Genomic DNA, 26,321 nt, shown 5'->3' with positions numbered 1-26,321 from the left:
CCGAAGCCGGTCCGCTAAAGTCGGAGCATGGTGATCCACAACCTCGAGGGCACGTTCAACTTTCGTGATATCGGAGGCCTGCCGCTGACCGGAGGCGGTACAACCGCCAGCGGGGTACTTTACCGCTCCGATGCCATCAGCTCGCTGACGCCCAAGGGGCTGGCAGACCTGGCCGGTTCCGGAATCCGGGTAATCATCGACTACCGGACACCGGCCGAACAGCAGATGGCCCCGGCCCGCGGGCCGGCAGCAAGGGAAGTGGAGAAGATGGACCTCCCGCTGATCGAAGGCGCGTTCACCGGGATGGCCGAGGAAGCGATGCAGCGTGCAGCGGCGTCAGGTGATCCGGCAGCCGCGATGAAGCTAATGGAGGCAGCAATGGAACGGCTGCCCACGCTCGGCCAGCTCTACATCGGGATGCTGGAGCACGGTGCCGCGGAGTTTGCACGCACCGCCGGGGAAATCGCGGCGGGTGAGGGCGCAGTGCTGATCCACTGCACCGCGGGCAAGGACCGCACCGGGGTTGCTGCGGCGCTGATCCTGGACGCCGCGGGCGCAGACAGGAAGGCCGTCGTGGGCGATTACGGGCGCAGCGAAGCGAACCTTGCCGGCGAATGGTCGCAGCGGATGCTGGGCATGGTCGGCAGCATGGGCGTTCCGCTCACAGAAGGTATCGTCACCCTGATTACGCGTGCACCCGCTGAAGCCATCCAGTCCGCCCTGGCCTGGGTGGAGGAGACCTACGGCTCCGCCGCGGGGTATCTCCGGGCCGGAGGCCTTACGGATCCGGAGCTCAGCCGGCTGCGTGCCCGCCTGCAGCAGCCCCACATCCGGGCATAGACTCATGCGCAGGCGATGACGGATCCGAGTGAGGGAACGTGAGTACAGGCAGCCGGGTTCATCCCGTAGCAGAACACCAGCAAGCGGTCCGCGCCCTGCTGGCCAACAGCCTAAAGCGGCAGGTGCAGCAGCGCACGCTCGCCGAGGCAGCCGGGCGGATCCTAGCCGAGGACGTTCCGGCGCCGCGCAGCCTGCCCCCGTTCGCCAACTCACAGATGGACGGGTACGCGGTCAGGTCCGCGGAGCTGGCGGTGCCGGACGGGAGCACCGTTGAGCTCCAGGTCGCAGCCCCTATTCCCGCCGGCACTGCGGCCCCGGAGCTGCACCCTGGAACCGCTGCCCCCATCATGACCGGAGCAATGCTTCCAGCCGGAGCGGACGCCGTCGTGCCGATTGAGCGTGCGCAGCCGGACTCCTTCTTCGATCCCGGAGATCTCAACGGTGCCCGGGTGCTCCTGCCGGCCGGTGTTCGGACGGGACAGTTTGTCCGTGCAGCCGGCAGCGACATCCCCGCCGGAACCCGGGCACTTGCCCAGGGCACGCGGCTGGGTCCTGCCCAGCTTGGCCTGCTGGCCGCACTTGGGATTGCAGCCGTGCCGGTGCTGGCGCCGGTGCGCGTGACGCTGCTGAGCACCGGGGACGAAGTAGTTGAACCGGGCGTGGACCTTGCTCCCGGACAGATCCACGACGCCAACACCACACTGCTGACGGCCAGTCTTCGCGACGCTGGAGCGGAGGTAGTCCGATCCCGGATCCTCGCCGATTCCCCGGAGGATTTCCTTGCCGCACTGCGCAGCGAGCTGTACCGGGACCGGACAGACCTGGTGGTGACCTCCGGCGGCATCAGCAAGGGTGCCTACGAGGTGGTGCGGCTGGCGCTGGAAGCCGAAGGCGTCGCGTTCCTCTCCGTGGCCATGCAGCCGGGCGGTCCGCAGGGTATCGGCATGGTGGACGGCGTTCCCTTCCTGGGGTTTCCCGGCAATCCCGTCAGCGCGCTGGTCTCCTGTGAGGTCTTCCTGCGGCCTGCCCTCTCAGCGCTGACCGGGCTTCCCCGGCCGCGGCCCGCCGTCACCGCGGTACTGGACGCAGCGGCAGACAGCCCCGAGGGGAAACTGCAGGTCCGCCGCGGCCGCTTCCGCGACGGCCGGGTGTCGCTGATCGGCGGCCCTGGCTCACATTTGGTCCACGCCCTCGCCGAATCCAACGCGCTTGTCCTCATCCCGGAAAGCACCGGACACCTGGAAGCCGGCGCAGAAGTGACAGTATGGCTCTTGGAGTAAGCGCCATAGGCTTGGAAGCACCAGCGAAAGGACCCCACCAATGTCCGGGGAAGAACACTCCGGGGACGCACCGGCCCTCACCCACGTCCGCGCAGACGGCACGGCCCACATGGTGGACGTGTCCGCCAAGGCCGAGTCCTCCCGTGCTGCCACGGCCCAGGCAGTCCTGAAGACCACCGAAGACGTGGTCCGGCTGCTCAGCGACGGCAACCTGCCCAAGGGCGATGCCTTTGCAGTGTCCCGCGTCGCCGGGATCATGGCCGCCAAACAGACCTCTAACCTGATTCCGCTCTGCCATCCGCTGCCCATCACCAAGGTGACCGTGGACTTCGAGCCGCAGGAAAGCGCCATCCTGATGAAGGCAACGGTGAAGACCAAGGCCCTCACCGGCGTCGAAATGGAAGCGCTGACCGCCGTTTCCGTCGCCGCCCTGACGCTGTATGACATGGTCAAAGCAGTGGACAAGCACGCCGTGGTCACTGACATCATGGTGCTGGCAAAGTCCGGCGGCAAGAGCGGAGACTGGAGCCTGTGAGCCGTCGCACCGAACCGGCGCCGCGCCGGACGGCCGCCATCCTGGTAGCTTCCACGCGGGCCGCTGCCGGGATCTACCAGGATGAGGCCGGACCGCTGCTGCAGGACTGGCTGTACGGCCACGGCTATGACGTAGTGCTGGCCGAAGTGGTTCCCGACGGCGGGGAAGTTGGCGCTGCGCTGCGCCGCATGCTCGCCCTGGAACCGTCAGTGCTGATCACCAGCGGCGGCACCGGCATCAGCCCCACCGACGCCACGCCGGAACAGACCCTGCCGCTGCTGGACCGCCAGGTTCCCGGGATCATGGAGGCGCTGCGTGCCCACGGGCTGACCAAGACTCCCATGGCAGCGCTGACCCGCGGATACGCCGGGACAGCCGGACGGACGTTCCTGCTGAACCTGCCCGGCTCGCCCTCGGGCGTCACGGATTCACTGGAGGTCCTGGAACCGGTCCTTGGACACATCTGCGGCCAGCTGGAGGGCATCAATGAGCACTAGCGAAGTAGTTGCCGCAACGGTCGGCGACTCTGCCCTGGACACCGAGACCGCCTACGCCGAGGTCTGGACGCCGCAGGCAGGCGCAGTCGTCACCTTCAGCGGAATCGTGCGGAACCACGACGGCGGCAAGGGCGTCCGTTCCCTGGGCTACAGTGCGCATCCCACTGCTTCCGCGGTGGTCGCAGCAGTTGCGGACCGCATCGCCGCGAAGTACGACGGCGTGCGGATCTGGGCGGCGCACCGCACCGGGCCGCTGGAAATAGGCGACGCCGCGCTGGTGGCAGCGGTGGCCTCGGCCCACCGGGGAACGGCCTTCGCGGCGTGCTCCGAACTGGTTGATACCGTCAAGGCCGAGGTGCCCATCTGGAAGGAACAGGTCTTCGCCGACGGAACCGTGGAGTGGGTAGGCGTCAGTGACGGCCCGGCGTGACCGGTAATCTGGTTTCATGAGCAATAAACTGCCCGTCGCGGTCCTGGGAGCCACCGGACGCATGGGATCCGAAGCAGTTCGGGCCGTGGATGCGGCACCGGACATGGAACTGGTAGCTGCGCTTGGCCGAAAGGACCCGCTGCAGACCCTGGTATCCGCCGGCGCGCAGTACGTGGTGGACCTGACAGTACCGGACAGTACCGAAGCCAACGTCCGCTTCGCCGTCGAGCACGGCATGCACGCGGTCGTGGGGACCACCGGCTGGGATGCCGGCCGGCTGGAGCGCCTGGATGCCCTGCTGGGCGGGCACCCCGAGACCGGTGTGCTGATCGCCCCGAACTTTGCCCTCGGCTCCGTGCTGGCCTCCGCATTCGCCGCCAAGGCGGCCCGGTACTTCGAATCGGTGGAAATCGTTGAGCTGCACCATCCCAACAAGGTGGATGCGCCGTCGGGCACTGCCGTCCGAACCGCGGAGCTCATGGCTGCCTCCCGTGCCGAGGCCGGCATCCCGGCGTCGCCGGACGCAACCGTCAAGGAGCTCCCGGGTGCCCGCGGTGCCGACGTCGAGGGCATCCGTGTGCACTCGGTTCGCCTTCGCGGGCTGGTCGCCCACCAGGAAGTCCTGCTGGGAGGGGAAGGCGAGCAGCTCACCATCCGCCACGATTCCTACGACCGGGCGTCCTTCATGCCCGGCGTCCTCCTGGGCCTGCGCGAAGTTGCCGCGCACCCGGGCCTTACCGTCGGTCTTGACGGCTACCTCAACCTGAACGCCTAAGGAAACCCGCGTTGTCCACTTTCTTCTCCGGACTGTTCCATAACAAGGCCAAGATCGGCGTCCTGCTGGTCACGGTGCTCCTGGTGTTCTACATCGTTGTGGTCGCCCAGCGCGGCTGGCTGCTGATGACCTCTGACGGGCTCGTTCCGAAAGCCATGGGCGCGGCGTACTTCGTCCTGCCCGCCGTCGGGGTGTGGGCGCTGGTCCGCGAGCTGCTCTTCGGTGTCCAGACCGAGAAGATGGCCCGGATCCTCGCGGACGAGGGCGGACTGCCCGTCGATGACCTGCCGCGCACGCCGGGAGGCCGGATTGTCCGCGAAGCAGCCGACGCCGAGTTCCCCAAGTACCAGGCCGAGGTCGAGGCGGACCCTGAGCAGTGGCGGGCATGGTTCCGGCTTTCCTGCGCCTACGACGCCGCCGGGGACCGCAGGCGCGCGCGTTCGTCCATGCGCCGCGCGGGCAGGCTTTTCAGTGCCTCAGTCCCGGCTAGCTGACAGTTCCGGCTAACTGATGCCTCCCCGGCGCGGCTGCCTAATGCCGCTCTCCGGTGAGTTTCCCGTCCCGCGCCAGCCTTGAGGCACCCGAAGCCACGGTTTCCAAGGGTCCGCGGGATCCGAGCTTGAAGAAGGCAATTCCAAGCGGTACTGCCGCGGCGGCCTGCAGCCAGAACACCCAGGACGGGTCCAGCGGCGCATCCTGCGCGTCAACGAGCGCCATCACCCAGATGTGCATGCTGTAGAGCGTGAGGGTCATGGCGCCTGCGGCGGAGAGCGGCAGCAGCAGGTTCGGGCGTGCCCGCGTCAGCAGCAGGCAGACTCCGACGACGGCGGCTGACGTGCCGCAGGTGTGCAGCAGGTCCAGGGTGGTTCCCGAATGCGGTGCGCTGACGGCCAGCCACCACCAGGACCCGGACTGCTCGACTCCGGTGAGGTTGGCCTCCAGCATCCGGCCGATGGGCCAGCGCTGGCCGGACTCGGTTGCCAGCAGTTCCGCGAAGCCTCCTGCATCGACGAGCAGGTAGGCACTGACGTACTTGGCGGCCACCGCCGCGAAGATCCCGCCGATCACCAGGCCCGCCTGCACCGGCAGGGTCCGCAGGTCCAAACGGCCGATGACCATCCCCACCAACAGGTAGCTCAGCCACTGCACAGTGGGATAGAAACCGGTGAAGAACACGTCGGCGGCGAGGGTGGCAGGTTCGGCGAAGTGCTCCCAGGTAATGTTCCCGCCCACGTCCGGAGGGTTGATGTTCTCCTGCAGCCAGGGCCGCACCAGGTACGCCAGTACGGGGGAGAAGCAGATCCACGCGCCCGCCCACGCTGCGAGCCTGCCCAGCGGCATGGAGATGAAGGGAAGCACCATCAGGAACAGCACGGCGTAATGGAACAGGATGATGGCAATGGAGGTGTCCAGCCCGCCCAGCAGCAGGCCCACCAGTGCGATCACCACCGCACGGGCTGCGATGCCGCGCCGGCTGGCACCGGGCGAGGGTCCGGTTCCCGGGTTCATCCCGCCGGTGAGCAGGGCGAGGCCGATTCCGGCCACGACGGCGAACAGGGCAGAGGCCCGGCCGGAGAAAGCCAGCGCAACGAACGTGGGTTCACCCGTTGCCGGATCGTACAACGGGAAAATGTGGGTGGACATCATGCCCAGCAGCGCCACCCCGCGGGCCGCATCGATGCCCGTCAGACGCGTTCTGCTCATTCCAGAATCGTCTCACAGGGACCGGACGGCCAGGGCTGCGAGGGTGTCCGTTTGTCCCATTCGCAGCTCCAACAGGTAACGTTTTACCCATGGCAGACTCTGATATTCGTTCCCGTCCGTTTGGAACCCTGGTGACCGCCATGGTCACCCCTTTCACTGCAGACGGAGAAGTCGACTTCGACGCCACTGCGTTCCTTGCCAACAAGCTGGTCGAGGACGGCTGCGACGGCCTGGTTGTATCCGGGACAACCGGCGAGACCTCCACTCTTGAGGACAGCGAAAAGGAAGACCTTTTCCGTGTAGTGGCGCAGACTGTCGGCGGCCGGGCGAAGGTCATTGCCGGTACCGGAACCAACCACACTTCCCACTCCGTGGAGATGGCCCGCCGTGCCGAGCGCGCAGGTGCCGACGGCCAGCTGGTAGTGACGCCCTACTACAACAAGCCGACGCAGGCGGGCGTGATTGCGCACTTCGACGCCGTGTCGGAGGCGAGCGACCTGCCCATCATGATTTACGACATCCCGGGCCGCGCCGGGATCCCCATCGCCACAGAGACGATGTTCCGCCTCGCGGAAAACCCCAAGGTCCTGGCACTCAAGGATGCCAAGGCCGATTTCGCGGCCGTAACCCGCGTCCTGGCCAACACGACGCTTGACGTCTACGCCGGTGACGACGGACTGACGCTGCCGTGGATGGTAGCCGGAGCGGCCGGCGTCGTCAGCGTCAGCGCCCACGTTGCCACCGGCGCGTTCCGCGCCCTCGTCGACGCGGCCGCCGCAGGAGATTTCGACAAGGCCCGCAGGATCCACTTTGACCTGGATCCGGTAGTGCGAGCCGTAATGACACACATACCAGGTGCCATTTCCGCCAAGCAGATCCTGAAGATGCAGGGAGTGATCCCCAACGCCGCAGTACGCCTGCCGCTGGTTGCTCCCGACGCCATCGAAATGGAAGCTGTCCTGGCGGACCTGGCCGAAGCAGGATGGGACTTTTCCCAGGACAAGGCGTAATAAAACATGATTGAAGCTGCGGACAACGCTCTGCGAACACCTCCCCGCCTCAAAGACGGAACGCTGCGAATCGTTCCGCTGGGAGGACTTGGAGAAATCGGCCGCAACATGGCCGTCTTCGAGATCGACGGCAAACTGCTCATTGTTGACTGCGGGGTGCTCTTCCCCGAAGAGACCCAGCCCGGCGTCGACCTGATCCTGCCGGACTTCTCCTACATTGAGGACCGTTTGGACGACGTGGTGGGCGTAGTGCTCACCCACGGCCACGAGGACCACATTGGAGCGGTTCCCTATCTGCTGCGCCTGAAGAAGGACATTCCGCTGATCGGTTCGCAGCTGACGCTCGCACTGATCGAAGCGAAACTGCAGGAGCACCGCATCAAGCCCTTCACCCTGACGGTGAAGGAAGGCCAGGTTGAGCAGTTCGGTCCCTTCGAATGCGAATTCGTGGCCGTCAACCACTCCATCCCGGACGCCCTCGCAGTCTTTATCCGCACCCGTGCAGGCAATGTCCTGCACACCGGCGACTTCAAGATGGACCAGCTGCCGCTGGACGGACGCATCACGGACCTCCGCGCCTTCGCCCGCCTGGGCGAGGAAGGCGTGGACCTCTACATGGCGGACTCCACCAACGCGGACGTCCCGGGCTTCACCTCCCCGGAGGGGGCAATCGGCCCGGTGCTCGAAGAGCTCTTCGGCAAGGTCAAGAAGCGCATCATCGTCGCTTCCTTCTCCTCCCACATCCACCGCGTGCAGCAGGTGCTCGACGCCGCTGCAGCCCACGGGCGCAAGGTCTGCTTCGTGGGCCGCTCAATGGTCCGCAATATGGCCATCGCGGAGAAGCTCGGCTACCTGCACGTCCCCGACGGCATCCTGGTGGACCTGAAGAACGTGGACAACATGCCGGACCACAAGCTGGTCCTCATGTCCACCGGGTCGCAGGGCGAACCGATGGCAGCACTGTCCCGCATGGCCAACGGCGACCACCGGATCAGCATCGGCAAGGGCGACACCGTCATCCTCGCCTCGTCCCTGATTCCGGGCAACGAGAACGCGGTCTTCCGGGTCATCAACGGCCTCATGAAGCTCGGCGCGGACGTCGTGCACAAGGGCACCGCCAAGATCCACGTCTCCGGGCACGCCTCCGCCGGGGAACTGCTGTACACGTACAACATCCTCAAGCCGAAGAACGCCATGCCCGTGCACGGCGAGACCCGGCACCTGATCGCCAACGGCAAGCTCGCGGTCCAAACGGGCGTCCCGGAAGAGAACATCATCCTGGCCGACGACGGCACCGTCGTGGACCTGGTGAACGGCAAGGCAAAGGTCGTCGGCGCAATCGACTGCGGCTTCGTCTACGTGGACGGATCGAGCGTCGGCGAGATTACCGACACCGACCTCAAGGACCGCAGGATTCTTGGTGAGGAAGGCTTCATCTCCGTCATCACCGTGGTGAACCGCAGCACCGGCACCATCGTGTCCGGTCCGGAGATCCATGCCCGCGGCTTCGCCGAGGACGACGCGGTGTTCAACGAGATCAAGCCCAAGATCAGCAAGGCCCTCGAAGAGGCCGTGACCTCCAACCGGGACCACACTGCCTACCAGCTGCAGCAGGTTGTCCGCCGCGTGGTTGGAACCTGGGTCAACCGCAGGCTCCGCCGCCGCCCGATGATCGTTCCGGTGGTCCTCGAGGCCTAGGCTCCGGCCGAATTCCTTCCCCGGACGGGCTCCTGTCCGGGGAAGGAAGAGCGCCTGTTTGGCGCGTATATTCGCCTGATTTTCCCCGCTGTCCGGTAGCGTGGCACGTATGGCGACTCGTACTTCCCCTGCCGCGCGCGGCAGTTCCTCCAGCCGGACTCCAGCCCGCGGCGGCGGGAAGTCCGCGCAGCGCGGGAAGCCTGCCAGCCGCACCCCGGCCAAGGGCCAGCCCGAAGAGACGCTTCCGCTTCCGCTGCGCGCGGTGCAGGGCGCCTGGATGGGCGTTGCCCGCATCGTCGGCGCCGGAGTCCGCAAACTGGGCACCGACGTCGTACCGGACCGGCAGATCCGCCGGGACGGAACCGGCTTCTTCCTGATCCTCTCCGCGCTGCTCATCGCCACCGTTGAGTGGTGGGCACTCCGCGGGCCCGTCGCGGACGTGATCCACGCCGGCGCCGCAGGCACCTTTGGCTGGATGGCGGTGATCCTGCCCTTTATGCTCCTGACCGCCTCAGTGCGGCTCTTCCGGTATCCGGAACGGCACCGGGCCAACGGCCGCATCAGCATCGGCCTGACCATCATGGCCTGCGCGGGGGCGGGCCTCACGCACCTGATCGGCGGGGCCCCCGCGCTTTCCGACGGGTTCGAGCGCCTCTGGGTGTCCGGAGGAATCGTCGGATTCCTGGTAGCCGGGCCGCTTTCCTCCGCTGTCACCAGGTGGCCGGTCATCATCCTGCTCTCGCTGCTGGTCTTCATCTCCGTCCTGATCGTTACTGCGACGCCGTTCCGGCACATTCCGCTGCGGCTGCGGGCCCTGTACGAGCACCTCATGGGGCAGGACCTCGCGGACGACGATCCCGAGGCCCACGACCAGAGCTACCTCTACGCCTCGGACCGTCCTGCCAAGCCCAAAAAGGAACGCCGCTTTGGCCGCGCCAAGAAGGAAGCCGAGCCGGAGCACAACGACGGTTTTGCCGGGGACGAGGCCTTCGAAGCAGCCCTGCTGCGGGATGAGGAAGAGCGGGCCGAAGCCGCCGCCGCAGCCGAGCCGCAGGTTCCGCCGGGCGTCCGCCGGCCCACCAAGTCCGAACTTGCCACCCAGAAGCTTCGCCGCGACCAAGGCCTGGAAGACGCCGAACCGCCTACGGAAGCCATTTCACTGGTTCCCGAGGCAGCCGCTTCCCTGGTAGCCGCGCCGCCGGTACCCCCGGTGCCGTCCCGCCCCGTGGCGCACGTGCCGCCGTCGGCCCCCATCCCGCAGCGCACCGAACAGCTGCAGCTTTCTGGGGACGTGACCTACACCCTTCCGCCGTCGGAGTTCCTGCCCTCCGGCCCGCCCGCCAAGGAACGTTCCGAAGCCAACGACGCCGTCGTCGCTGCGCTGACACGTACCCTTGAGCAGTTCAACGTTGATGCCAAGGTCACCGGATTCTCCCGCGGGCCGACCGTCACCCGGTACGAAATCGAACTGGGCGAAGGCACCAAGGTGGAACGCGTGACGGCGCTGTCCAAGAACATCTCCTACGCCGTCGCCAGCTCCGACGTGCGGATCCTTTCGCCCATTCCGGGCAAGTCCGCCATCGGCATCGAGATTCCCAACGCGGACAAGGAAGTCGTCGCCCTGGGCGACGTGCTGCGTTCCAACGCCGCCCGCAAGACCGAGCACCCCATGGTCATGGGTGTGGGCAAGGACGTCGAGGGCGGGTTCGTCGTCGCGAACCTGGCCAAGATGCCCCACCTGCTGGTGGCCGGTGCAACCGGTGCCGGCAAATCCTCCTTCGTGAACTCGATGATCACCTCGATCCTCATGCGTTCAACCCCGGACGAGGTGCGCATGGTCATGGTGGACCCCAAGCGCGTGGAACTGACCGCCTATGAAGGTGTTCCGCACCTGATCACTCCCATCATCACCAACCCGAAGAAGGCCGCCGAGGCGCTGCAGTGGGTGGTCCGGGAAATGGACACCCGCTATGACGACCTCGCGAACTTCGGCTACAAGCACATCGACGACTTCAACAAGGCGGTCCGCAACGGCAAGGTAGTGCCGCCGGCCGGCTCCAAGCGCGTCCTGAAGCCCTACCCGTACCTGCTGGTGATCGTGGACGAACTCGCGGACCTGATGATGGTCGCCCCAAGGGACGTCGAAGACTCGATCGTGCGCATCACGCAGCTGGCCCGTGCCGCCGGCATCCACCTGGTGCTGGCCACGCAGCGCCCGTCCGTCGACGTCGTCACCGGCCTGATCAAGGCCAACGTTCCGTCCCGCATGGCGTTCGCTACGTCCTCGGTCACCGACTCCCGCGTGGTCCTTGACCAGCCCGGTGCCGAGAAGCTGCTGGGCCAGGGCGACGCCCTGTTCCTGCCGATGGGCTCCAACAAGCCAATCCGCGTCCAGGGTGCCTGGGTCACCGAATCTGAGATCCACCGCGTGGTGGAGCACGTCAAGAACCAGCTGCAGGCCACGTACCGCGAGGACGTCACCGTCACGGCGCCGAAGAAGCAGATCGACGACGACATTGGAGACGACCTCGACGTCCTGCTGCAGGCCACCGAACTGGTAGTCACCACGCAGTTCGGCTCCACGTCCATGCTCCAGCGCAAGCTGCGCGTCGGCTTCGCCAAGGCCGGGCGCCTCATGGACCTGCTCGAGTCGCGCGGCGTCGTTGGTCCCTCCGAAGGTTCCAAGGCACGGGACGTGCTGGTGAAGCCGGACGACCTGGCGGCAACGCTGGCAGCGATCCAGGGCGGGGAAGCGCTGGCAGGTCCGGAGGCGGCGGAGGTTGCGGCGCTGGCGGACAACGCCAACGTCAACCAGGGCTTCGAGTCCGGCGGCCCCGTTGACCTGGTGGCGCAGGACCTGGACTCGCGGCCGCAGGCGCAGGATTATTACGACGGCGAGGAAGGGTCCGGCGATGACGGTGAAGGTTCCGAGGACGCCTGGAACCTCACCGGGCGCTGAATCCGGTTAGGCTGGTTTTGTGAGCAATTCTGGAACCGAGCGGGTACCCACCCTCAACATCGCCAACGTCCTGACGATCATCCGCATCGTCCTGGTGCCCCTGTTTATCTGGTTCCTGGTGGCCGACGACGGCAGGGACGGACTCTTCCGCTGGCTGGCGGTGGCTACCTTCGCCGTGGCTATCTACACCGACAAGCTCGACGGCGACCTTGCCCGCAGCCGGGGGCTGATCACCGACTTCGGCAAGATTGCCGACCCGATTGCGGACAAGCTGCTGATTGGCTCCGCGCTGGTCATGCTCTCCATCCTGGGCGAACTCTGGTGGTGGGTGACGATCGTGATCCTCGTCCGTGAAATCGGCATCACCGTGATGCGTTTCGTGGTGATCCGCTACGGGGTCATGGCGGCCTCCCGCGGGGGGAAGCTCAAGACCGTCATCCAAACCTTCGCCATCTTCCTGTTCCTGCTTCCACTGACATCCTGGCTGGGGGAGTGGGCCTGGTGGATCAGTGCCACCGTCATGGCCGCCGCGGTCGCAGTCACCGTTGTGACCGGCCTGGACTACGTGGTGCAGGCCATCAAGCTGCGGGCCGGTGCCCGCGGGAACCCGGGTCCCGGCGCATGAGCACCCCCGCCGAACTGGTGGTTGCGGCGGCGGCAGCGGCGCGTACGAGGATCGCCGCCGCGGAGTCGCTGACCGCGGGAATGGTCGCGGCCGAGCTGGCTACCGTTCCGGGAGCGTCAGCAGTACTGCAGGGGGCAGTGGTCGCCTACCAGAACTCAGTCAAGGAACACGTTCTTGGCGTGGACGGGTCCCTGCTCCGGTCAGCCGGGTCGGTGGACGCACGCGTGGTCGAGCAGATGGCCGTAGGAGTACGGCAGCTCCTCAGGGCAGACGTCGGCATTTCCACCACCGGTGTGGCGGGGCCCGAGCCCCACGACGGAAAGCCGGTCGGTACCGTGTTCATTGGCGTTGCGGCTGCCTCCGGCAGCAGCTGGCGCGAGTTCCACTTCACGGGGGACCGGGCTTCGATCCGCAGCCAGGCGTGCGATGCCGCCCTGGACCTGCTGGCCATCGAGCTTGGCGCTGTGTAACAGCGGGCGCAGACGGCGTTCGGAAGTCACGGAAGATACCCGGGAACAAATCCGCAGGGGCATCAGTTAGTAGTATCAGGAACCCCCAAGGTTTCCGGTTTAGGATCGTAGACATTCCGCGGTTCGAACCGCGGTCGGATCGATATAGGGAGCAGGACATACACATGGTGAAGCAGCCCGTGTCCGTGAACGGCGTCATTCGCTGGCGGGATGTAGGGTTGGCGGAAGACGCACACCGGGAGCCTAAGGAGCGCAAAATGGTAGTTCTACGCCACGAGATTGGTGACGTACTCCGTGATGTACGTCAGCGCCAGGGCCGTACCCTGCGTGAGGTGTCGCACAGTGCCCGGGTCTCGCTCGGTTACCTAAGCGAAGTTGAGCGGGGCCAGAAGGAAGCTTCTTCTGAACTCCTGTCCTCAATCTGCAGTGCTCTCGATGTACCTTTGTCCCTGATGCTTCGTGAGGTCAGTGACCGTGTGGCCAGTGCCGAAGGCGTTTCCATTCCCGACACTGTTCCAACGGAGTTCTCGCGGGAGTTTGCCCGCGAGTTCCCTGAGGATCTGGCTCGGGATCTGGCTCGCACGCCGTAACAACCTCGGGCAGCAGTGTGAGCTGCCCGCCCCAAAGACATACTCAAAAGACCCCGCCTTCCGGCGGGGTCTTTTGACGTGTGTGGCGCGAATCCGGCTGCTGCTACTGGGAGCTGTCCGGAACCTGGGACGCATTGAGCTTATGGAGCAGGAGGGAGAGGGTGTGCACCTCGTCCTCGTCCCAGGAAGCCAGCAGCGCGCGGAAGTGCTTTTCCCGGGCCCGCTGCGTACGCGTTAGCTGTTCGCTTCCGGACTCGGTCAGGCTGATGGTTTGTGCGCGGCCGTCCTCCGGATCCGCCTGCTTCTCCACGAGGCCCAGGGACTCGAGCATGACGATTTGACGGCTCACGGACGGCTTGCCCACTCCGATGGCGGCAGCCACGTCCGTCAAGCGCAGCGGGCCGCGCCGCTGCAGGAGGACGAGCAGGCCGTAGGCTGCCGGCTCAAGGTCCGGGTGCACGGCCCTGGCCACGCGCTGGGATGCTGCGCGCGCCCGGCGCCACAGGACACTGAGCTCCTGTTCAAGGTTCTCGATGGCCTGGTTCGGACCCGAAACAGCTGCCGGGGGCTTATCGCTCATAAACCCTATTCTAGGCGGCGTGCAGCCTGTTCCGCGGCCGGTACGGGAGGCCGGGCCGGGTTTCGAAGCAGCGGAGCGGGTGCCGGGCGTGAGACGATTAATTGATGCGTATCAGTGATTTCTGGCGGCTTATGGATGACGAATTCGGGTCTGCGTACTCCCGCGTGCTCGCGGCGGACCTTGTCCTCACCGGTCTGGGCGGCCGGACAGCACGACAGGCGCTGGAGAGCGGAACGGACCCGAAACGGGTCTGGCTGGAGGTCTGCGAGATGCAGGAAGTGCCGCCGGAACGCAGGCTGGGGCGGGACATCAAACCCAAGCAGGCGTAGACACGCGGGAAGGATCTATTCGAATATCTGTTCGGATCCCGATATGCTCCTACACAGGGGCAGCAACTGGTCCGCCCCGCTCCGGCTGTCCACACCGGCATCTGGCCGCCGCGGCAGTGTCAGTGCCGTCGCATACGGTTCTCAGTGAGCAACCGACAGTCGGCCCACGGGCCGGGAATATCAGCAACAGCCACAACAACAGAGGTGAAGAATGGCCGCTCCAGACCGCGCCAAAGCACTCGAAGCAGCACTGGCCCAGATCGACAAGCAGTTCGGCAAGGGCTCGATCATGCGGCTGGGCGACGAGACGCGCGCCCCGATCGAAACAATCTCCACCAGCTCCATCGCGCTGGACATCGCGCTGGGCATAGGCGGCCTTCCCCGGGGCCGCGTCGTCGAGATCTACGGACCCGAATCTTCCGGTAAGACCACCGTGGCACTCCATGCTGTAGCGAACGCACAGAAAAACGGCGGCATCGCGGCATTCATTGATGCTGAGCACGCCCTGGACCCGGAGTACGCCAAGAAGCTGGGCGTGGATACCGATGCCCTGCTGGTCTCCCAGCCGGACACCGGCGAGCAGGCGCTTGAAATCATGGACATGCTGGTGGGTTCCGGCTCATTGGACATCGTGGTCATCGACTCCGTGGCCGCCCTTGTGCCCCGCGCTGAAATTGAAGGCGAAATGGGTGACAGCCACGTGGGCCTCCAGGCTCGGCTCATGAGCCAGGCGCTGCGCAAGATCACCGGACGCCTGAGCCAGACCAAGACTACGGCCATCTTCATCAACCAGCTGCGCGAGAAGATCGGTGTATTCTTCGGCAGCCCGGAGACCACCACCGGCGGCAAAGCGCTGAAGTTCTATGCGTCCGTCCGCATCGACGTGCGACGCATCGAAACGCTGAAGGAGGGAACCAACCCGGTTGGTAACCGTACCCGCGCCAAGATCGTCAAGAACAAGATGGCCCCGCCTTTCAAGCAGGCCGAGTTCGACATCATTTACGGTCAGGGCATTTCCCGTGAGGGCGGCCTGATCGACATGGGCGTGGAGCACGGAATCGTCAAGAAATCCGGCGCCTGGTTCACCTACGATGGCGATCAGCTGGGTCAGGGCAAGGAAAACTCCCGCCGCTTCCTCCGGGACAACCCGGAACTGGCGGACGAGATCGAACGGCGCCTGCGGGTCAAGCTCGGCGTGGATGCGCAGCCCGAAGAGCAGGCAGCTGACACCAAGGCCAACGCGGCGGCAGCCGGCGCCTAGTCGGCACTCATGCAGAAGCGCCGCCGCAAGCCGGGAGTGGAGGATGGGCCCACTCCCGGCTCAGCAGCAGATTCAACGCCCGAGGCTGATCCGCACTCTGTGGCCCGTGCGATCATCCTGCGCCAGCTGACAAGCTCGGCGAAGAGCAGGCAGCAGCTCGCGGACAAGCTGGCAGAGCGGGACGTGCCCGAAGACGTAGCCCGGGCGGTGCTGGACCGGTTCGAGGAAGTCCAGCTGATTGACGACGCAGAGTTTGCGCGCATGTGGGTCCGCAGCAGGTCCCAGACCCGGTCGCTGGCACGTTCCGCCATCCGGCGTGAACTGGCCGGCAAGGGGATCGACCCGGAGCTGGCCGAGGAAGCCCTGGAACAGATCAGCGCCGATGACGAAGTCGAGGCAGCCAGGGACCTGGTCGAGCGGAAGCTGCGCCGTGCCGCCGTTCCTGCAGATCCTAAGGAACGGGACAAGCTGGTTCGCCGGCTGGTTTCCATGCTCGCCCGGAAGGGCTATTCACCCTCCCTTGGTTTTTCGGTTGTGAACGACGCCCTAAGTGCCCGGCAGGAGAGCGAGCTGTAGCGGCCGCTGAGGCCGGTTGCTTCCGTGCCGTATGCTGTCATCACTATGTTTACTGTGAGGCTGCTGGGACGGAAGTTGCGGACCCCTGCCGTGGCCGCTGCCGCGGCCGGCGTTCTGGGTGCCACGCTGCTGGTCGGTGTGCCTCCCGCATTCGCAGCGGAGTACCCCTCCTGGGAAGACATTTCGGCGGCCAAGGCAGACACCGCTTCCACTGAGGAACAGGTTCGCAACCTCGAAGAACTCCTGGACCGCCTCTACGACGAAGCAGGAAGCCTCGGCAACGCTGCCGTGTCCGCTTCAAGCCGCTACGACGAGCTGCGGGCCGAAGTGGAGGCCAGTGACGCACGCCTGGCGGAGCTGGCTGCGCAGCGCAGCGAAGCGTCGGCCCGTGCCGGCGAGCTGCGGGGCCAGGTGGGGGCCTTGGCTGCCCAGACCTATAAGACCGGCGGGATGGACAGCACCGTCCTTTTCCTTCTCGATGCCGATGAAGGGGCGGCGCACCTGGACCGCCTTACCACCCTTTCCCTGGTCACAGAACGTACCTCCCGGCTTTACGGTGAGGCTGAAGCGGCCCGGAATGCCGCAGAGTCCCTCGAGGAAGCCGAGCAGTCGGAGCGGGAGGCCCGGGCCAAGCTGGCTGCGCTGGCCGGAGAGCAGTACGAGGACGCCCAGTCCGCCACCCAGGCAGCCGAGACAGCCGTCCGTGAACAGGAAGAGCGCAGCGCCGTTCTTGCCGCTCAGTTGGCCGAACTGCGCAGCACGACGGCGGAAGCAGAGCTCGGCCGGATCCAGGCTGCACGGCTCGATGAATCAGTCCGGCAGCAGGCTGAGGAAGCCCGCCGCGCTGCGGAAACTGCACCCGGCAGGGACGCCGACCCAGTGATAAATCCCATAAGTCCCAAACCTCCGGCGGCGCCCGGAAACACCCCTCCGCCCGCCCCTGTTCCGGCTCCGGCACCTGCTCCGGCCCCTGCACCGCTGCCGGATCCGCCGGCTCCGGCGCCCCAGCCGCCGCCCCCTGCTCCTCCGGCAGCACCGGTGAATGATCCGGCCGGAGCGCAGGCCTTTGCTGCTTCCACGATGGCAGTTTACGGGTGGGACAACGGGGAATTTAGATGCCTCGTTGATTTGTGGAACCGGGAATCAAACTGGCTGACCAGCGCCATGAATCCGTACAGTGGTGCCTACGGAATTCCGCAGTCGCTGCCGGGGGACAAGATGGCGGCGGCAGGGAGCGACTGGCGCACCAGCTACCAGACCCAGATCCGCTGGGGCCTGAGCTACATCGCTCAGAGGTACAAGACACCCTGCGGCGCGTGGACCCACTCGGAGCTGAAGGGCTGGTATTAAACCGGCTTCGTTACCGAAACGCAACATGGCCGTTATCTAATCGCGACCTTATTCAGAATCGATGTGTACAGTCGCCGTCCTATGAGCAACTTTCAGGGACGTCGTGAACAGAGGAAGCACCGCGCCGTGCAGCGCCGCCGCAACCGGTTGAAGGTGGGGGCGGTTGCCGCCCTTGGTGGAATTATGATCGTCGGGACCGCCGGCGCCGCAGCCGGTGAGGAGGACCTCCGCGCTGCCGCAGGTGTCCAGCTGGCGAGTTTCGCACTGCCGCTGTTCACTGATGCCCCCGTGCCGGAAACCGGCAATTCTCCCGAACCGGATGCCGACGCCGCCCCGCAGCCCGAGGCCGGCCAGTCCGCTTCCGCTGAGGCGGGTTCCCCGGCCGGCCAGGCCGACGCAGAACAGCAGGCTGCTGAGCAGGAGGCGGCAGACGAGCAGGCTGCTTCCGCCGAGGCTCAGGCCCAGGCAGCAGCAGCCCGCGAAGCAGAGGCCGCGGCAGCCGCAGCAGAAAAGGCGGCGGCAGAAAAGGCCGCGGCTGAACAGGCTGCAGCCGAAGAAGCAGCCCGCATTGCAGCTGCCTCCGTGCCGGTGGATGATCCCGCCGGAGCAAAGGCCTACGCTGCTTCCGTCCTTAGCTCCCATGGCTGGGACGCTTCACAGATGACGTGCCTGGATACCCTGTGGAACAAGGAATCCGAGTGGCTGACCAGCGCAACGAACGCGAGCTCCGGAGCCTACGGTATTCCGCAGGCCCTGCCGGGTACCAAGTTGGCCACCGCCGGCGGTGACTGGCAGACGAACTACCGTACCCAGGTCAACTGGGGCCTGACCTACATTGAATCGCGCTACGGCACCCCGTGTTCGGCACTGAACTTCCACTACGCCAACAACTGGTACTAGGCCCCGGCCAACCGTCGAGAGGCCAGTTGCGGCTCTTGCCAGCGCTGGAAAGAGCCGTAACTGGCCTCTCGGGGGAAATTGGGGCGTGGTCGCCGGCGGGACGTACCCTTGTAGGGTGAGCCTGTCTGTATCCCGTCCCGCACCAGAACCGCCAGCCGGCCCGGAGCCTGAAAAGCACCAGCGCACCTACCAGGTGCGGACCTTCGGCTGCCAGATGAACGTCCACGACTCCGAACGGATTTCCGGCCTGCTCGAGGGCGCCGGCTACGTTCCGGCGGACGAGGGCGACGCCGACGTCGTCGTCTTCAACACCTGCGCCGTGCGCGAGAACGCGGACAACAAGCTCTACGGCAACCTGGGCCAGCTGGCACACGTCAAGGAAACCCGTCCCGGCATGCAGATCGCCGTCGGCGGTTGCCTGGCGCAGAAGGATCGCGACACCATTATCGCCAAGGCACCTTTCGTGGACGCGGTTTTTGGCACGCACAACATCGGTGCCCTGCCCGCCTTGCTGGAGCGGGCCCGGCACAACGACGCTGCGCAGCTGGAAATTCTTGAATCCCTCGAAGTCTTCCCGTCCACGCTTCCGACCAAGCGCGATTCCGTCTACTCCGGCTGGGTTTCAATCTCGGTTGGCTGCAACAACACCTGCACGTTCTGCATTGTCCCGTCGCTGCGCGGCAAGGAACGCGACCGCCGGCCGGGGGAGATCCTCGCGGAGGTCCAGGCGCTGGTGGACGACGGCGCCATCGAAGTCACCCTGCTGGGCCAGAACGTAAATTCCTACGGGGTCGAGTTCGGGGACCGGGGCGCGTTCGCCAAGCTCCTTCGCGCCTGCGGATCCATTGAGGGACTCGAACGTGTTCGCTTCACCAGCCCGCATCCGGCCGCCTTCACCGATGACGTTATCGATGCGATGGCTGAGACGCATAACGTGATGCCCCAGCTGCACATGCCGCTGCAGTCCGGATCGGACAAGGTCCTCAAGGACATGCGGCGGTCCTACCGCTCCGGGAAGTTCCTCGGCATTCTGGAGAAGGTCCGCCGGCAGATGCCGCATGCCGCCATCTCCACGGACATCATTGTCGGATTCCCGGGGGAGACCGAAGAGGACTTCCAGGCAACGCTCGACGTCGTCGAGCAGGCCCGGTTCGCCACTGCCTTCACCTTCCAGTACTCAAAGCGGCCCGGCACCCCGGCGGCCGAACTTCCGGACCAGCTGCCCAAAGCCGTGGTGCAGGAGCGTTACGAGCGGCTCACCGCACTGCAGGACCGCATCGCCGCGGAGGAAAACGCCAAGCAGGTGGGCACAACGGTGGAGGTCATGGTCACGGCCGCGGCCGGCCGCAAATCCGAGGAGACCGGACGCCTTTCAGGCCGGTCACGCGACCAGCGGCTGGTGCACTTCTCCGTTCCCGACGGCGCCCCGGTTCCGCGCCCGGGAGACCTGGTGACCGTTCCGGTCACGTCCGCCGCGGCCTTCCACCTGGTGGCGGATCCCGCCACCGCCGCCGACTACTCGCTGCGCCGTTCACGCGCCGGGGATGCCTGGGACCGTTCGCAGGCTGATTCCTGCGGCGTTCCGGCACCAGCGGCCGACGGCGCTGCCCGCGCAGGCGTCTCGCTCGGCATGCCTGCCCTGCCGCCGCGCCGGTGACGGCCGCGCAGCTGCCCGTTCTCGCCGTCGTCGGTCCCACCGGAACCGGTAAATCAGACCTCGGCGTCGCCCTAGCCCGGCACCTGGGCGGGGAGATTATCAACGCGGACTCAATGCAGTTCTACCGCGGCATGGACATCGGCACTGCCAAACTGCCCGAAGCCGAACGCGGGGGAATTCCGCACCATCTGCTGGACATCCTGGATGTCACCGAAGACGCCAGTGTGTCCGCCTTCCAGGCCCAGGCCCGCGCGGCCATCGACCAGATCCGTGCCCGCGGCAAGTATCCGATCCTCGTGGGCGGTTCCGGACTGTACGTCCGCGCTGCCCTGGACGTCCTCGAGTTTCCCGGCACCGACCCGCAGGTGCGGCAGCGGATCGAAACTGAACTTGAGCGCGCCGGACTCGACGCGCTGCGCGGGCGGCTGGCGGCGGTTGACCCGGTATCCGCCGGACGGCTGGGCGATGCCCGCCGGGTGGTACGCGCGCTGGAGGTCTACGAGCTCACCGGACGGCCGTTCAGTTCGTTTATGCCGGACCGCACCTACCACCAGCCGGCCATCCAGGTGGGGCTCGACGTCGACCGCCAGGTACTGCACGAACGGCTCGCCCTGAGGGTGGACCGCATGGTCGCGCAGGGCCTGCTGGAGGAAGTCCGGAACCTGGACGCTGCCGGTCTGCGCACCGGACGCACCGCCTCACGGGCTCTGGGGTACGCCCAGTTCCTGAAAGTCCTCGATGGGCTGTGGAGTACGGAACAGGCGGTTGAGGACACCGTGGTGGCAACCCGGCAGTTTGCTCGCCGCCAGCTCACCTGGTTCCGGGCCGATCCGCGCGTCACGTGGCTGGATGCCCTCGATCCCAACCTGCATGAGAAGGCGCTCACCGCTATTCTGGATCAGTGAGCACTACTTCCCCCGCTGCCCTGTCCGCCTCTGGTCTGCCCTCCGGCCTGGCCGGCCTCGCCTTCGCGAAGGGACACGGTACCGGCAACGACTTTGTCCTGGTTGCCGATCCGGACGGGCTGCGGGACTACGACGCCGGGGAGGTGGCAGCCGTGTGCGACCGCCACAACGGCATTGGCGCAGACGGCTTCATCCGTGCCGTGCGTTCGGAGCACCTTCCCGAAGGACAGGCACTGCTGCAGACCAACCCGGACGCAGAGTGGTTCATGGACTACCGCAACGGTGACGGCAGTGTCTCGGAGATGTGCGGCAACGGCGTGCGCGTATTCGTCCACTTCCTGCTGGAAGAGGGGCTGGCGCAGCTCGCCGAGGGCCAGGCCCTTCCGATCGGAACCCGCGCAGGACTGAAGACGGTGACCCGCACCGAAAACGGCTACGCCGTGGACATGGGCCCGTGGGAATTCATCTTTCCGGATCACGCTGCGGCGAAGGCCATGGACACCGTGGTCAACGCCGGCGGCCTGGAAGTACCCCGGCCCGGCCTCTCCGTGAGCATGGGCAACCCCCACACCGTAGTTGCCTTGGCGGAGCTAAACGAACTGGTCGCCACGGATCTAACCAAAGCGCCGTCCGTGGAACCTGTCCCTGAAGAAGGGACCAATGTTGAATTGGTCGTCCCGGCAGAGCCCCTGGTGGTGGACGGTGTAGGCCAGCTGACCATGCGCGTGCACGAACGCGGAGTGGGGGAGACCCAGTCCTGCGGCACCGGAGCCTGCGCGGCCGCCGCGGCGACCCGCTTCTGGGCCGGAGCGGCTGCCCCGAACAGCTGGAGCGTTGCCGTGCCCGGAGGGGTGCTGGGCATCCGGTTCCTCACCGGACCGGAAGGACGCGAGCATGTTGAACTCAGCGGACCGGCCGTGCTGGTGGCACGCGGAACCCTGCTCTAGCGCCGCTGCAGGCCCCGGGTGCCTAAGCGGCGCGCTGCACCTTCAGGATGCGGAAGGACTTCGCGGTGCTGTGCCGGGATACGTCAAAATCCGCTCCCAGGGTTCCCTCCAGCCAGCGCTGCAGTGAATCGGAGCCGAGGTTCTTCTGCACCACCAGCCAGGCTGTTCCGCCCGGCGCGAGCCGGGGCAGCCACAGCAGCAGCAGCGCGTGCAGTTCGTCCTTGCCGATCCGGATCGGCGGATTGGACCAGATAGTTTCAAAGCGCAGGGACGGATCGACGTCCTCCGGCAGGGACGCCCGGACATTGGCCAGGCCCAGCGTCGCAGCGTTGTCACGGGTCAGGCCCAGTGACCGCTCATTGACGTCCACTGCATAGACCCGTGCCGCCGGGGACTTCAGCGCCATGGTCAGCGCGATCGGCCCCCATCCGCAGCCGATGTCCAGCAGATTGCCCTCCGCAGACGGGTCGGGAATACCGGAGAGCAGAACCTGCGTTCCCTTATCAACGCCGTCGGAGGAAAATATCCCGCCCGAGGTTGCGAGGGTGACCTCGCGTCCTGCCAGGGACACGTGCAGCGGCCTGCGGACCTCCGGCGTTGCCGGCTGCGAACTGAAGTAATGCTCTGAACCCATAACTACCAAGATTAGTGGCTGTCCGGGATCCGGGCCCCATCGGGGCGGGCCGCGAACCTTCTTGCACAACCTGCCGGGCCCCCGTCACAATGTGGGTCCACTGGCCTACCATGGTTAATACCGCTTCTAAGGAGAATATGACCATCAACAATTCCCGTCCCGCTGCCGGCTCGACGCCCACGGACCTCAAGCCCGAAGAGATTCAGGGCGTTATTGACCGGATCCTGGCCAGGGAAGACGCGGCTGCCGCCAAGCAGGGCGTTCCGCCTTCGGACGGTTACCGCGGACAGGCGCAGGCGTTGTCATCGGAGGCAGCGGAGCACTCGAACTATGACGGGGATCAGCAGGACCTCGCGGACCGCCGTGCCCTGCGGCGCGTGGCCGGACTGTCCACCGAGCTTGAAGACGTCACCGAGGTCGAATACCGGCAGCTGCGGCTTGAGCGCGTTGTGCTCGCCGGACTGTGGACGGAAGGCACCGCGGCGGACGCCGAGAACTCGCTGCGTGAACTGGCGGCACTGGCTGAGACAGCCGGCTCCGAGGTGCTGGACGGAATGATCCAGCGGCGCCTGAAGCCGGACCCCGGAACCTTCCTCGGCTCCGGCAAGGCCCAGGAGCTCAAGGATGTGGTGATGGCCACCGGCGCGGATACCGTGATCGTGGACAGCGAGCTTTCGCCGTCCCAGCGCCGCGGGCTGGAAGACATCGTCAAGGTCAAGGTCATCGACCGCACCGCCCTGATCCTGGACATCTTCGCGCAGCACGCAAAGTCCCGCGAAGGCAAGGCCCAGGTTGAACTTGCACAGCTCGAGTACCTGCTCCCTCGCCTGCGCGGCTGGGGCGAATCAATGTCCCGCCAGGCCGGCGGGCAGGTCGGCAGTGCCGGCGCAGGCATGGGTTCGCGTGGTCCCGGTGAAACCAAGATTGAACTTGACCGCCGCAAGATCCGCACCCGCATGGCCAAGCTGCGCCGTGAAATCGCCGGTATGAAGCCGGCACGCGAAACGAAGCGTGCCAACCGCCAGCGCAATGAAATTCCTTCCGTGGCCATTGCCGGCTACACCAACGCCGGCAAGTCCTCGCTGCTGAACCGCCTCACGGACGCGGGCGTCCTGGTGGAGAACGCACTGTTCGCCACCCTGGACCCAACGATCCGCCGCGCGGAGACCCCGGACGGCCTGGGCTACACCCTTGCCGATACCGTGGGATTCGTGCGTTCCCTGCCCACGCAGCTGGTCGAGGCTTTCCGCTCGACGCTTGAAGAAGTAGCCGACGCAGACCTGATTCTGCACGTAGTGGATGCTTCCCATCCTGATCCCGAGGGGCAGATCGCGGCAGTACGTTCAGTGCTTGCCGACGTCGACGCCCGCCGGATCCCGGAGATCATCGTGCTGAACAAGGCCGATGCCGCGGACCCGTTCGTGATCGAGCGGCTGCGCCAGCGTGAGCCGCGAACAGTGGTGGTGTCCGCCCGCACGGGGACAGGCATCGACGAGCTGCTGCAGGCGATCTCCGAGGGCATTCCGCGCCCGGGCGTTGAACTTGATCTCCTGGTTCCGTACGAACGCGGCGACGTTGTCTCCCGTCTGCACAGCCAGGATGCCGAGATCCTGCAGCTGGACCATGAGGAAAGCGGCACACGTATCCGGGTGAAGGTCCGCGATTCCCTCGCTCCGGAGCTGGAGCCGTTCCTCAGCCATGCCTAAGAAGGACACCGCCGTGGAGGTCCTGGACCTGCTGCAGACGGCCGTTACCGCCATGGGCGGCCAGCAGCGTCCGGGGCAGCAGCAAATGGCCCGGGAAGTCGCAGAGTCGATCGATTCGGGCAGGCACCTGCTGGTCCAGGCCGGAACCGGTACGGGCAAGTCACTGGCGTACCTCGTGCCGCTGATCCACCATGCGCTCCAAAGCAGCAAACCGGCACTGGTTTCAACGGCCACGCTGGCGCTCCAGGCACAGATTGTGGGACGCGACGTTCCGCGCCTGCTGGCCGCCCTGAAACCCAAGCTTCCCCGTGAAGTGGACGTCGCGCTCCTGAAGGGGCGCAGCAACTACGTCTGCGTTCACAAGACGGGCGGGGGATTTCCCGACGACGATGACCCGGGTGCGCTTTTCACCCTCGGTGAGGAAAAGGCTGTATCCCACCCGGCTCCCGCCGCCGGACCGACGTCGGCCCTTGGCCGAGAAGTCGTGCGGCTGCGGGACTGGGCGGAGGAAACCGACACCGGTGACCGGGATGAGCTGCTGCCCGGCGTGAGCGACCGTGCCTGGCGGCAGGTGTCCGTAACGGCGATGGAATGCCTGGGCGCGCAGCGGTGCCCCGTGGCCGAGCACTGTTTCAGCGAACGGGCACGTGCCAAGGCAGCCGTCGCCGACCTCGTAATCACCAACCATGCGATGCTCGCCATCAGTGCCTTCGAGGGCCTTGCCGTGCTGCCGGACTATGACGTGGTGGTCATCGATGAAGCCCACGAGCTGCAGGACCGGGTGACCGGAGCAGTCACCGGCCAGCTCTCCGGCGCGGTGATCAGCGCCGCCGTCACGGCAGCACGCAAGCACACTTCAGCATCAGTGGAGGAACTGGCAGCTGCCGGCCGGGCCTTCGACGCTTCCGTGGAAGGCCTGCCTGCGGGCCTGATGCCCTCCGGCCTCAACGAAGAGCAGCAGCTGGCGGTGTCCCGGGTACGCGAGGCCTGCCGGGTCGCGCTGTCTGATTCCAAGCCCGAAGGCGGGGACGCCGGCGACGGCGGACGCCAGATGGCCCGCTCACGGCTGCTGGCCGTGCTGGAGCTGTGCGAACGCCTGCTCGAGGCGCCGGACTCAGGCGAAGTCCTGTGGTCCTCGCGGCCGAGCACGTTCTCGCCGGGCGAAGGCTACTCCCCGCCGGACGATTCGGCCCCGGCAACCCTGAATATCGCTCCAATCTCCGTCGCCGGACGGCTGAGGGACGGGCTGTTTGATGGACACACCGTGGTGCTGACCTCTGCAACCCTGGCGATCGGGTCCGAGTTCGGACCGGTGGCGGGAGGACTGGGACTCAGCGGTGCCGGCGCCCCGGCCTGGACGGGTACCGACGTCGGCAGTCCCTTCGACTATCCCCGGCAGGGTGTCCTGTACGTGGCGAAGGACCTGCCCAAGCCGGACCGCAGCACGTCACCGGCCCAGCTGGCAGAACTCGAGGCCCTGCTCAAGGCATCCGGCGGAGCCGCGCTGGGACTGTTCTCCTCCCGGCGTGCCGCCGAGGAAGCAGCGGTGGCCCTGCGGGACAAGGTGGACTTCCCGATCCTGTGCCAGGGTGAGTCTTCGATGTCCGCCCTGGTCAAGGAATTCGCCGAGGACGACGCGACGTGCCTGTTCGGAACCATGTCCCTGTGGCAGGGCGTCGATGTCCCGGGTGAGGCCTGCCGGCTGGTAGTGATAGACCGCATTCCGTTCCCGCGCCCCGATGATCCGCTGATGACAGCGCGCACGCGCGCCGTGGCAAAGGCGGGCGGCAACGGCTTCATGAGTATCTCTGCGACCCATGCCGCCGTGAGGCTGGCCCAGGGCGCCGGCCGGCTGATCCGGGCGGCCGGGGACAGAGGTATGGTGGCCGTGCTGGATTCGCGGCTTGCGACTGCCCGGTACGGTGGATTCCTGCGCGCCGCGCTGCCGCCGTTCTGGTCCACGACCGACAGGTCCGTGGCCCTGGGCATCCTGGAACGCCTGAACGCGGGGGAACGCGCCGGAGCCTAAATTCGAAACCGCCGACGGCGCGAACCCCTGGCGG

Annotated in this window: 26 protein-coding genes; 23 read left to right on the top strand and 3 right to left on the bottom strand. The window is 66.4% G+C overall.

Annotation, left to right across the window (positions count from 1 at the left end; genetic code table 11):
- Positions 1–27 precede the first annotated feature (27 nt).
- Genes ITX31_RS01710 through ITX31_RS01680 form a run of 7 tightly spaced genes read left to right on the top strand, consistent with a single transcriptional unit; the run spans position 28 to position 4,851 of the window.
- Positions 28–840: a tyrosine-protein phosphatase gene (locus ITX31_RS01710; RefSeq protein WP_194781773.1), complete on the top strand. Its 813-nt coding sequence runs from the start codon at positions 28–30 to the stop codon at positions 838–840.
- Positions 841–878: 38 nt separating this feature from the next.
- Entirely contained in the window at positions 879–2,120 is a 1,242-nt protein-coding gene (gene glp / locus ITX31_RS01705) for a gephyrin-like molybdotransferase Glp (RefSeq protein WP_194781772.1), read from the top strand.
- A 40-nt stretch (positions 2,121–2,160) separates the two neighbouring features.
- On the top strand, positions 2,161–2,655 hold the full coding sequence (moaC, locus tag ITX31_RS01700; RefSeq protein ID WP_194781771.1) for a cyclic pyranopterin monophosphate synthase MoaC: 495 nt from the start codon (positions 2,161–2,163) through the stop codon (positions 2,653–2,655).
- A complete protein-coding gene (locus ITX31_RS01695) occupies positions 2,652–3,152 on the top strand; it encodes a MogA/MoaB family molybdenum cofactor biosynthesis protein (protein WP_323745545.1) in 501 nt (166 codons plus the stop codon). Before moaC ends, ITX31_RS01695 begins: the two co-directional genes overlap by 4 nt.
- A complete protein-coding gene (locus ITX31_RS01690; protein ID WP_194781770.1) occupies positions 3,142–3,582 on the top strand; it encodes a molybdenum cofactor biosynthesis protein MoaE in 441 nt (146 codons plus the stop codon). Before ITX31_RS01695 ends, ITX31_RS01690 begins: the two co-directional genes overlap by 11 nt.
- Positions 3,583–3,598: 16 nt before the next feature.
- Positions 3,599–4,357 carry a 4-hydroxy-tetrahydrodipicolinate reductase gene (gene dapB, locus ITX31_RS01685; RefSeq protein ID WP_194781769.1) on the top strand — a complete coding sequence of 253 codons (759 nt, stop codon included), beginning with the start codon at positions 3,599–3,601 and terminating at the stop codon, positions 4,355–4,357.
- 11 nt (positions 4,358–4,368) lie between these two features.
- Complete coding sequence (locus ITX31_RS01680) at positions 4,369–4,851, top strand: hypothetical protein (RefSeq protein WP_194781768.1); 483 nt, start codon at positions 4,369–4,371, stop codon at positions 4,849–4,851.
- A 37-nt stretch (positions 4,852–4,888) separates the two neighbouring features.
- Here ITX31_RS01680 and ITX31_RS01675 read toward each other — a convergent pair whose 3' ends face one another.
- Positions 4,889–6,061 carry a heparan-alpha-glucosaminide N-acetyltransferase domain-containing protein gene (locus ITX31_RS01675; protein ID WP_194781767.1) on the bottom strand — a complete coding sequence of 391 codons (1,173 nt, stop codon included), beginning with the start codon at positions 6,059–6,061 and terminating at the stop codon, positions 4,889–4,891.
- Between the two features lie 89 nt (positions 6,062–6,150).
- On the opposite strand from ITX31_RS01675, the gene dapA reads away from it, so the two are divergent.
- From dapA to ITX31_RS01645, 6 genes are all read left to right on the top strand, one after another.
- Positions 6,151–7,071 (top strand): 4-hydroxy-tetrahydrodipicolinate synthase, encoded by a 921-nt coding sequence (dapA, locus tag ITX31_RS01670; protein WP_194781766.1) that lies wholly within the window; start codon positions 6,151–6,153, stop codon positions 7,069–7,071.
- Positions 7,072–7,077: 6 nt separating this feature from the next.
- Positions 7,078–8,769: a ribonuclease J gene (locus ITX31_RS01665; RefSeq protein ID WP_194781765.1), complete on the top strand. Its 1,692-nt coding sequence runs from the start codon at positions 7,078–7,080 to the stop codon at positions 8,767–8,769.
- Between the two features lie 109 nt (positions 8,770–8,878).
- Positions 8,879–11,728 carry an FtsK/SpoIIIE family DNA translocase gene (locus tag ITX31_RS01660; protein ID WP_194781764.1) on the top strand — a complete coding sequence of 950 codons (2,850 nt, stop codon included), beginning with the start codon at positions 8,879–8,881 and terminating at the stop codon, positions 11,726–11,728.
- A 19-nt stretch (positions 11,729–11,747) separates the two neighbouring features.
- Positions 11,748–12,353 carry a CDP-diacylglycerol--glycerol-3-phosphate 3-phosphatidyltransferase gene (pgsA, locus tag ITX31_RS01655; RefSeq protein WP_194781763.1) on the top strand — a complete coding sequence of 202 codons (606 nt, stop codon included), beginning with the start codon at positions 11,748–11,750 and terminating at the stop codon, positions 12,351–12,353.
- A complete protein-coding gene (locus ITX31_RS01650; RefSeq protein WP_194781762.1) occupies positions 12,350–12,823 on the top strand; it encodes a CinA family protein in 474 nt (157 codons plus the stop codon). The genes pgsA and ITX31_RS01650 overlap by 4 nt, the downstream gene beginning before the upstream one ends.
- Positions 12,824–12,987: 164 nt before the next feature.
- A complete protein-coding gene (locus tag ITX31_RS01645; RefSeq protein WP_091606131.1) occupies positions 12,988–13,413 on the top strand; it encodes a helix-turn-helix domain-containing protein in 426 nt (141 codons plus the stop codon).
- Positions 13,414–13,516: 103 nt separating this feature from the next.
- On the opposite strand, the gene ITX31_RS01640 is transcribed toward ITX31_RS01645, so the two are convergent.
- Entirely contained in the window at positions 13,517–13,993 is a 477-nt protein-coding gene (locus ITX31_RS01640) for a MarR family winged helix-turn-helix transcriptional regulator (RefSeq protein WP_194781761.1), read from the bottom strand.
- Between the two features lie 104 nt (positions 13,994–14,097).
- Here ITX31_RS01640 and ITX31_RS01635 point away from each other — a divergent pair, with 104 nt between their 5' ends.
- The 8 genes from ITX31_RS01635 to dapF all read left to right on the top strand — a co-directional run bounded on the left by ITX31_RS01635 (position 14,098) and on the right by dapF (position 21,918).
- Positions 14,098–14,322: a DUF3046 domain-containing protein gene (locus ITX31_RS01635; RefSeq protein ID WP_194781760.1), complete on the top strand. Its 225-nt coding sequence runs from the start codon at positions 14,098–14,100 to the stop codon at positions 14,320–14,322.
- Between the two features lie 211 nt (positions 14,323–14,533).
- A complete protein-coding gene (gene recA / locus ITX31_RS01630; RefSeq protein WP_194781759.1) occupies positions 14,534–15,583 on the top strand; it encodes a recombinase RecA in 1,050 nt (349 codons plus the stop codon).
- Between the two features lie 9 nt (positions 15,584–15,592).
- Positions 15,593–16,159: a regulatory protein RecX gene (locus ITX31_RS01625; protein ID WP_194781758.1), complete on the top strand. Its 567-nt coding sequence runs from the start codon at positions 15,593–15,595 to the stop codon at positions 16,157–16,159.
- A gap of 45 nt (positions 16,160–16,204) precedes the next feature.
- A complete protein-coding gene (locus ITX31_RS01620) occupies positions 16,205–17,509 on the top strand; it encodes a coiled-coil domain-containing protein (RefSeq protein WP_194781757.1) in 1,305 nt (434 codons plus the stop codon).
- Positions 17,510–17,590: 81 nt separating this feature from the next.
- On the top strand, positions 17,591–18,409 hold the full coding sequence (locus ITX31_RS01615) for a hypothetical protein (RefSeq protein WP_228528905.1): 819 nt from the start codon (positions 17,591–17,593) through the stop codon (positions 18,407–18,409).
- A gap of 121 nt (positions 18,410–18,530) precedes the next feature.
- Entirely contained in the window at positions 18,531–20,066 is a 1,536-nt protein-coding gene (miaB, locus tag ITX31_RS01610) for a tRNA (N6-isopentenyl adenosine(37)-C2)-methylthiotransferase MiaB (protein ID WP_228528969.1), read from the top strand.
- The gene (gene miaA, locus ITX31_RS01605; RefSeq protein ID WP_152275245.1) at positions 20,063–20,971 is read left to right on the top strand and encodes a tRNA (adenosine(37)-N6)-dimethylallyltransferase MiaA; all 909 of its coding nucleotides are present in this window, start codon (positions 20,063–20,065) and stop codon (positions 20,969–20,971) included. Before miaB ends, miaA begins: the two co-directional genes overlap by 4 nt.
- On the top strand, positions 20,968–21,918 hold the full coding sequence (gene dapF, locus ITX31_RS01600; RefSeq protein WP_323745544.1) for a diaminopimelate epimerase: 951 nt from the start codon (positions 20,968–20,970) through the stop codon (positions 21,916–21,918). Before miaA ends, dapF begins: the two co-directional genes overlap by 4 nt.
- Before the next feature lie 22 nt (positions 21,919–21,940).
- Here the strand turns inward: dapF and ITX31_RS01595 are convergent, their stop codons facing one another.
- Positions 21,941–22,552: a class I SAM-dependent methyltransferase gene (locus ITX31_RS01595; protein ID WP_194781755.1), complete on the bottom strand. Its 612-nt coding sequence runs from the start codon at positions 22,550–22,552 to the stop codon at positions 21,941–21,943.
- A gap of 137 nt (positions 22,553–22,689) precedes the next feature.
- Here ITX31_RS01595 and hflX point away from each other — a divergent pair, with 137 nt between their 5' ends.
- Together hflX and ITX31_RS01585 are read left to right on the top strand one after the other, a co-directional pair.
- Positions 22,690–24,258, top strand: a complete 1,569-nt coding sequence (gene hflX / locus ITX31_RS01590) for a GTPase HflX (protein WP_194781754.1) — start codon at positions 22,690–22,692, stop codon at positions 24,256–24,258.
- Entirely contained in the window at positions 24,251–26,287 is a 2,037-nt protein-coding gene (locus ITX31_RS01585) for an ATP-dependent DNA helicase (protein WP_194781753.1), read from the top strand. The genes hflX and ITX31_RS01585 overlap by 8 nt, the downstream gene beginning before the upstream one ends.
- Positions 26,288–26,321 lie beyond the last annotated feature (34 nt).

The organism is Arthrobacter gandavensis (genome assembly GCF_015355785.1).
Classification (GTDB): Bacteria; Actinomycetota; Actinomycetes; order Actinomycetales; family Micrococcaceae; genus Arthrobacter_B; species Arthrobacter_B gandavensis_A.
The sequence above is the reverse complement of the archived record's forward strand: the minus strand, read 5'-3'. Positions and strand labels throughout refer to the sequence as shown.

Excerpts from the sequence above, each read along its gene's own strand:
- ITX31_RS01710 (WP_194781773.1), top strand. The coding sequence starts at position 28 with ATGGTGATCCACAACCTCGAGGGCACGTTCAACTTTCGTGATATCGGA.
- moaC (WP_194781771.1), top strand. The coding sequence starts at position 2,161 with ATGTCCGGGGAAGAACACTCCGGGGACGCACCGGCCCTCACCCACGTC.
- ITX31_RS01690 (WP_194781770.1), top strand. The coding sequence starts at position 3,142 with ATGAGCACTAGCGAAGTAGTTGCCGCAACGGTCGGCGACTCTGCCCTG.
- dapB (WP_194781769.1), top strand. The coding sequence starts at position 3,599 with ATGAGCAATAAACTGCCCGTCGCGGTCCTGGGAGCCACCGGACGCATG.
- ITX31_RS01675 (WP_194781767.1), bottom strand. The coding sequence starts at position 6,061 with ATGAGCAGAACGCGTCTGACGGGCATCGATGCGGCCCGCGGGGTGGCG.
- dapA (WP_194781766.1), top strand. The coding sequence starts at position 6,151 with ATGGCAGACTCTGATATTCGTTCCCGTCCGTTTGGAACCCTGGTGACC.
- ITX31_RS01665 (WP_194781765.1), top strand. The coding sequence starts at position 7,078 with ATGATTGAAGCTGCGGACAACGCTCTGCGAACACCTCCCCGCCTCAAA.
- ITX31_RS01660 (WP_194781764.1), top strand. The coding sequence starts at position 8,879 with ATGGCGACTCGTACTTCCCCTGCCGCGCGCGGCAGTTCCTCCAGCCGG.
- ITX31_RS01650 (WP_194781762.1), top strand. The coding sequence starts at position 12,350 with ATGAGCACCCCCGCCGAACTGGTGGTTGCGGCGGCGGCAGCGGCGCGT.
- ITX31_RS01645 (WP_091606131.1), top strand. The coding sequence starts at position 12,988 with ATGGTGAAGCAGCCCGTGTCCGTGAACGGCGTCATTCGCTGGCGGGAT.
- ITX31_RS01640 (WP_194781761.1), bottom strand. The coding sequence starts at position 13,993 with ATGAGCGATAAGCCCCCGGCAGCTGTTTCGGGTCCGAACCAGGCCATC.
- ITX31_RS01635 (WP_194781760.1), top strand. The coding sequence starts at position 14,098 with ATGCGTATCAGTGATTTCTGGCGGCTTATGGATGACGAATTCGGGTCT.
- recA (WP_194781759.1), top strand. The coding sequence starts at position 14,534 with ATGGCCGCTCCAGACCGCGCCAAAGCACTCGAAGCAGCACTGGCCCAG.
- ITX31_RS01625 (WP_194781758.1), top strand. The coding sequence starts at position 15,593 with ATGCAGAAGCGCCGCCGCAAGCCGGGAGTGGAGGATGGGCCCACTCCC.
- ITX31_RS01620 (WP_194781757.1), top strand. The coding sequence starts at position 16,205 with ATGTTTACTGTGAGGCTGCTGGGACGGAAGTTGCGGACCCCTGCCGTG.
- ITX31_RS01615 (WP_228528905.1), top strand. The coding sequence starts at position 17,591 with ATGAGCAACTTTCAGGGACGTCGTGAACAGAGGAAGCACCGCGCCGTG.
- ITX31_RS01595 (WP_194781755.1), bottom strand. The coding sequence starts at position 22,552 with ATGGGTTCAGAGCATTACTTCAGTTCGCAGCCGGCAACGCCGGAGGTC.
- hflX (WP_194781754.1), top strand. The coding sequence starts at position 22,690 with ATGACCATCAACAATTCCCGTCCCGCTGCCGGCTCGACGCCCACGGAC.
- ITX31_RS01585 (WP_194781753.1), top strand. The coding sequence starts at position 24,251 with ATGCCTAAGAAGGACACCGCCGTGGAGGTCCTGGACCTGCTGCAGACG.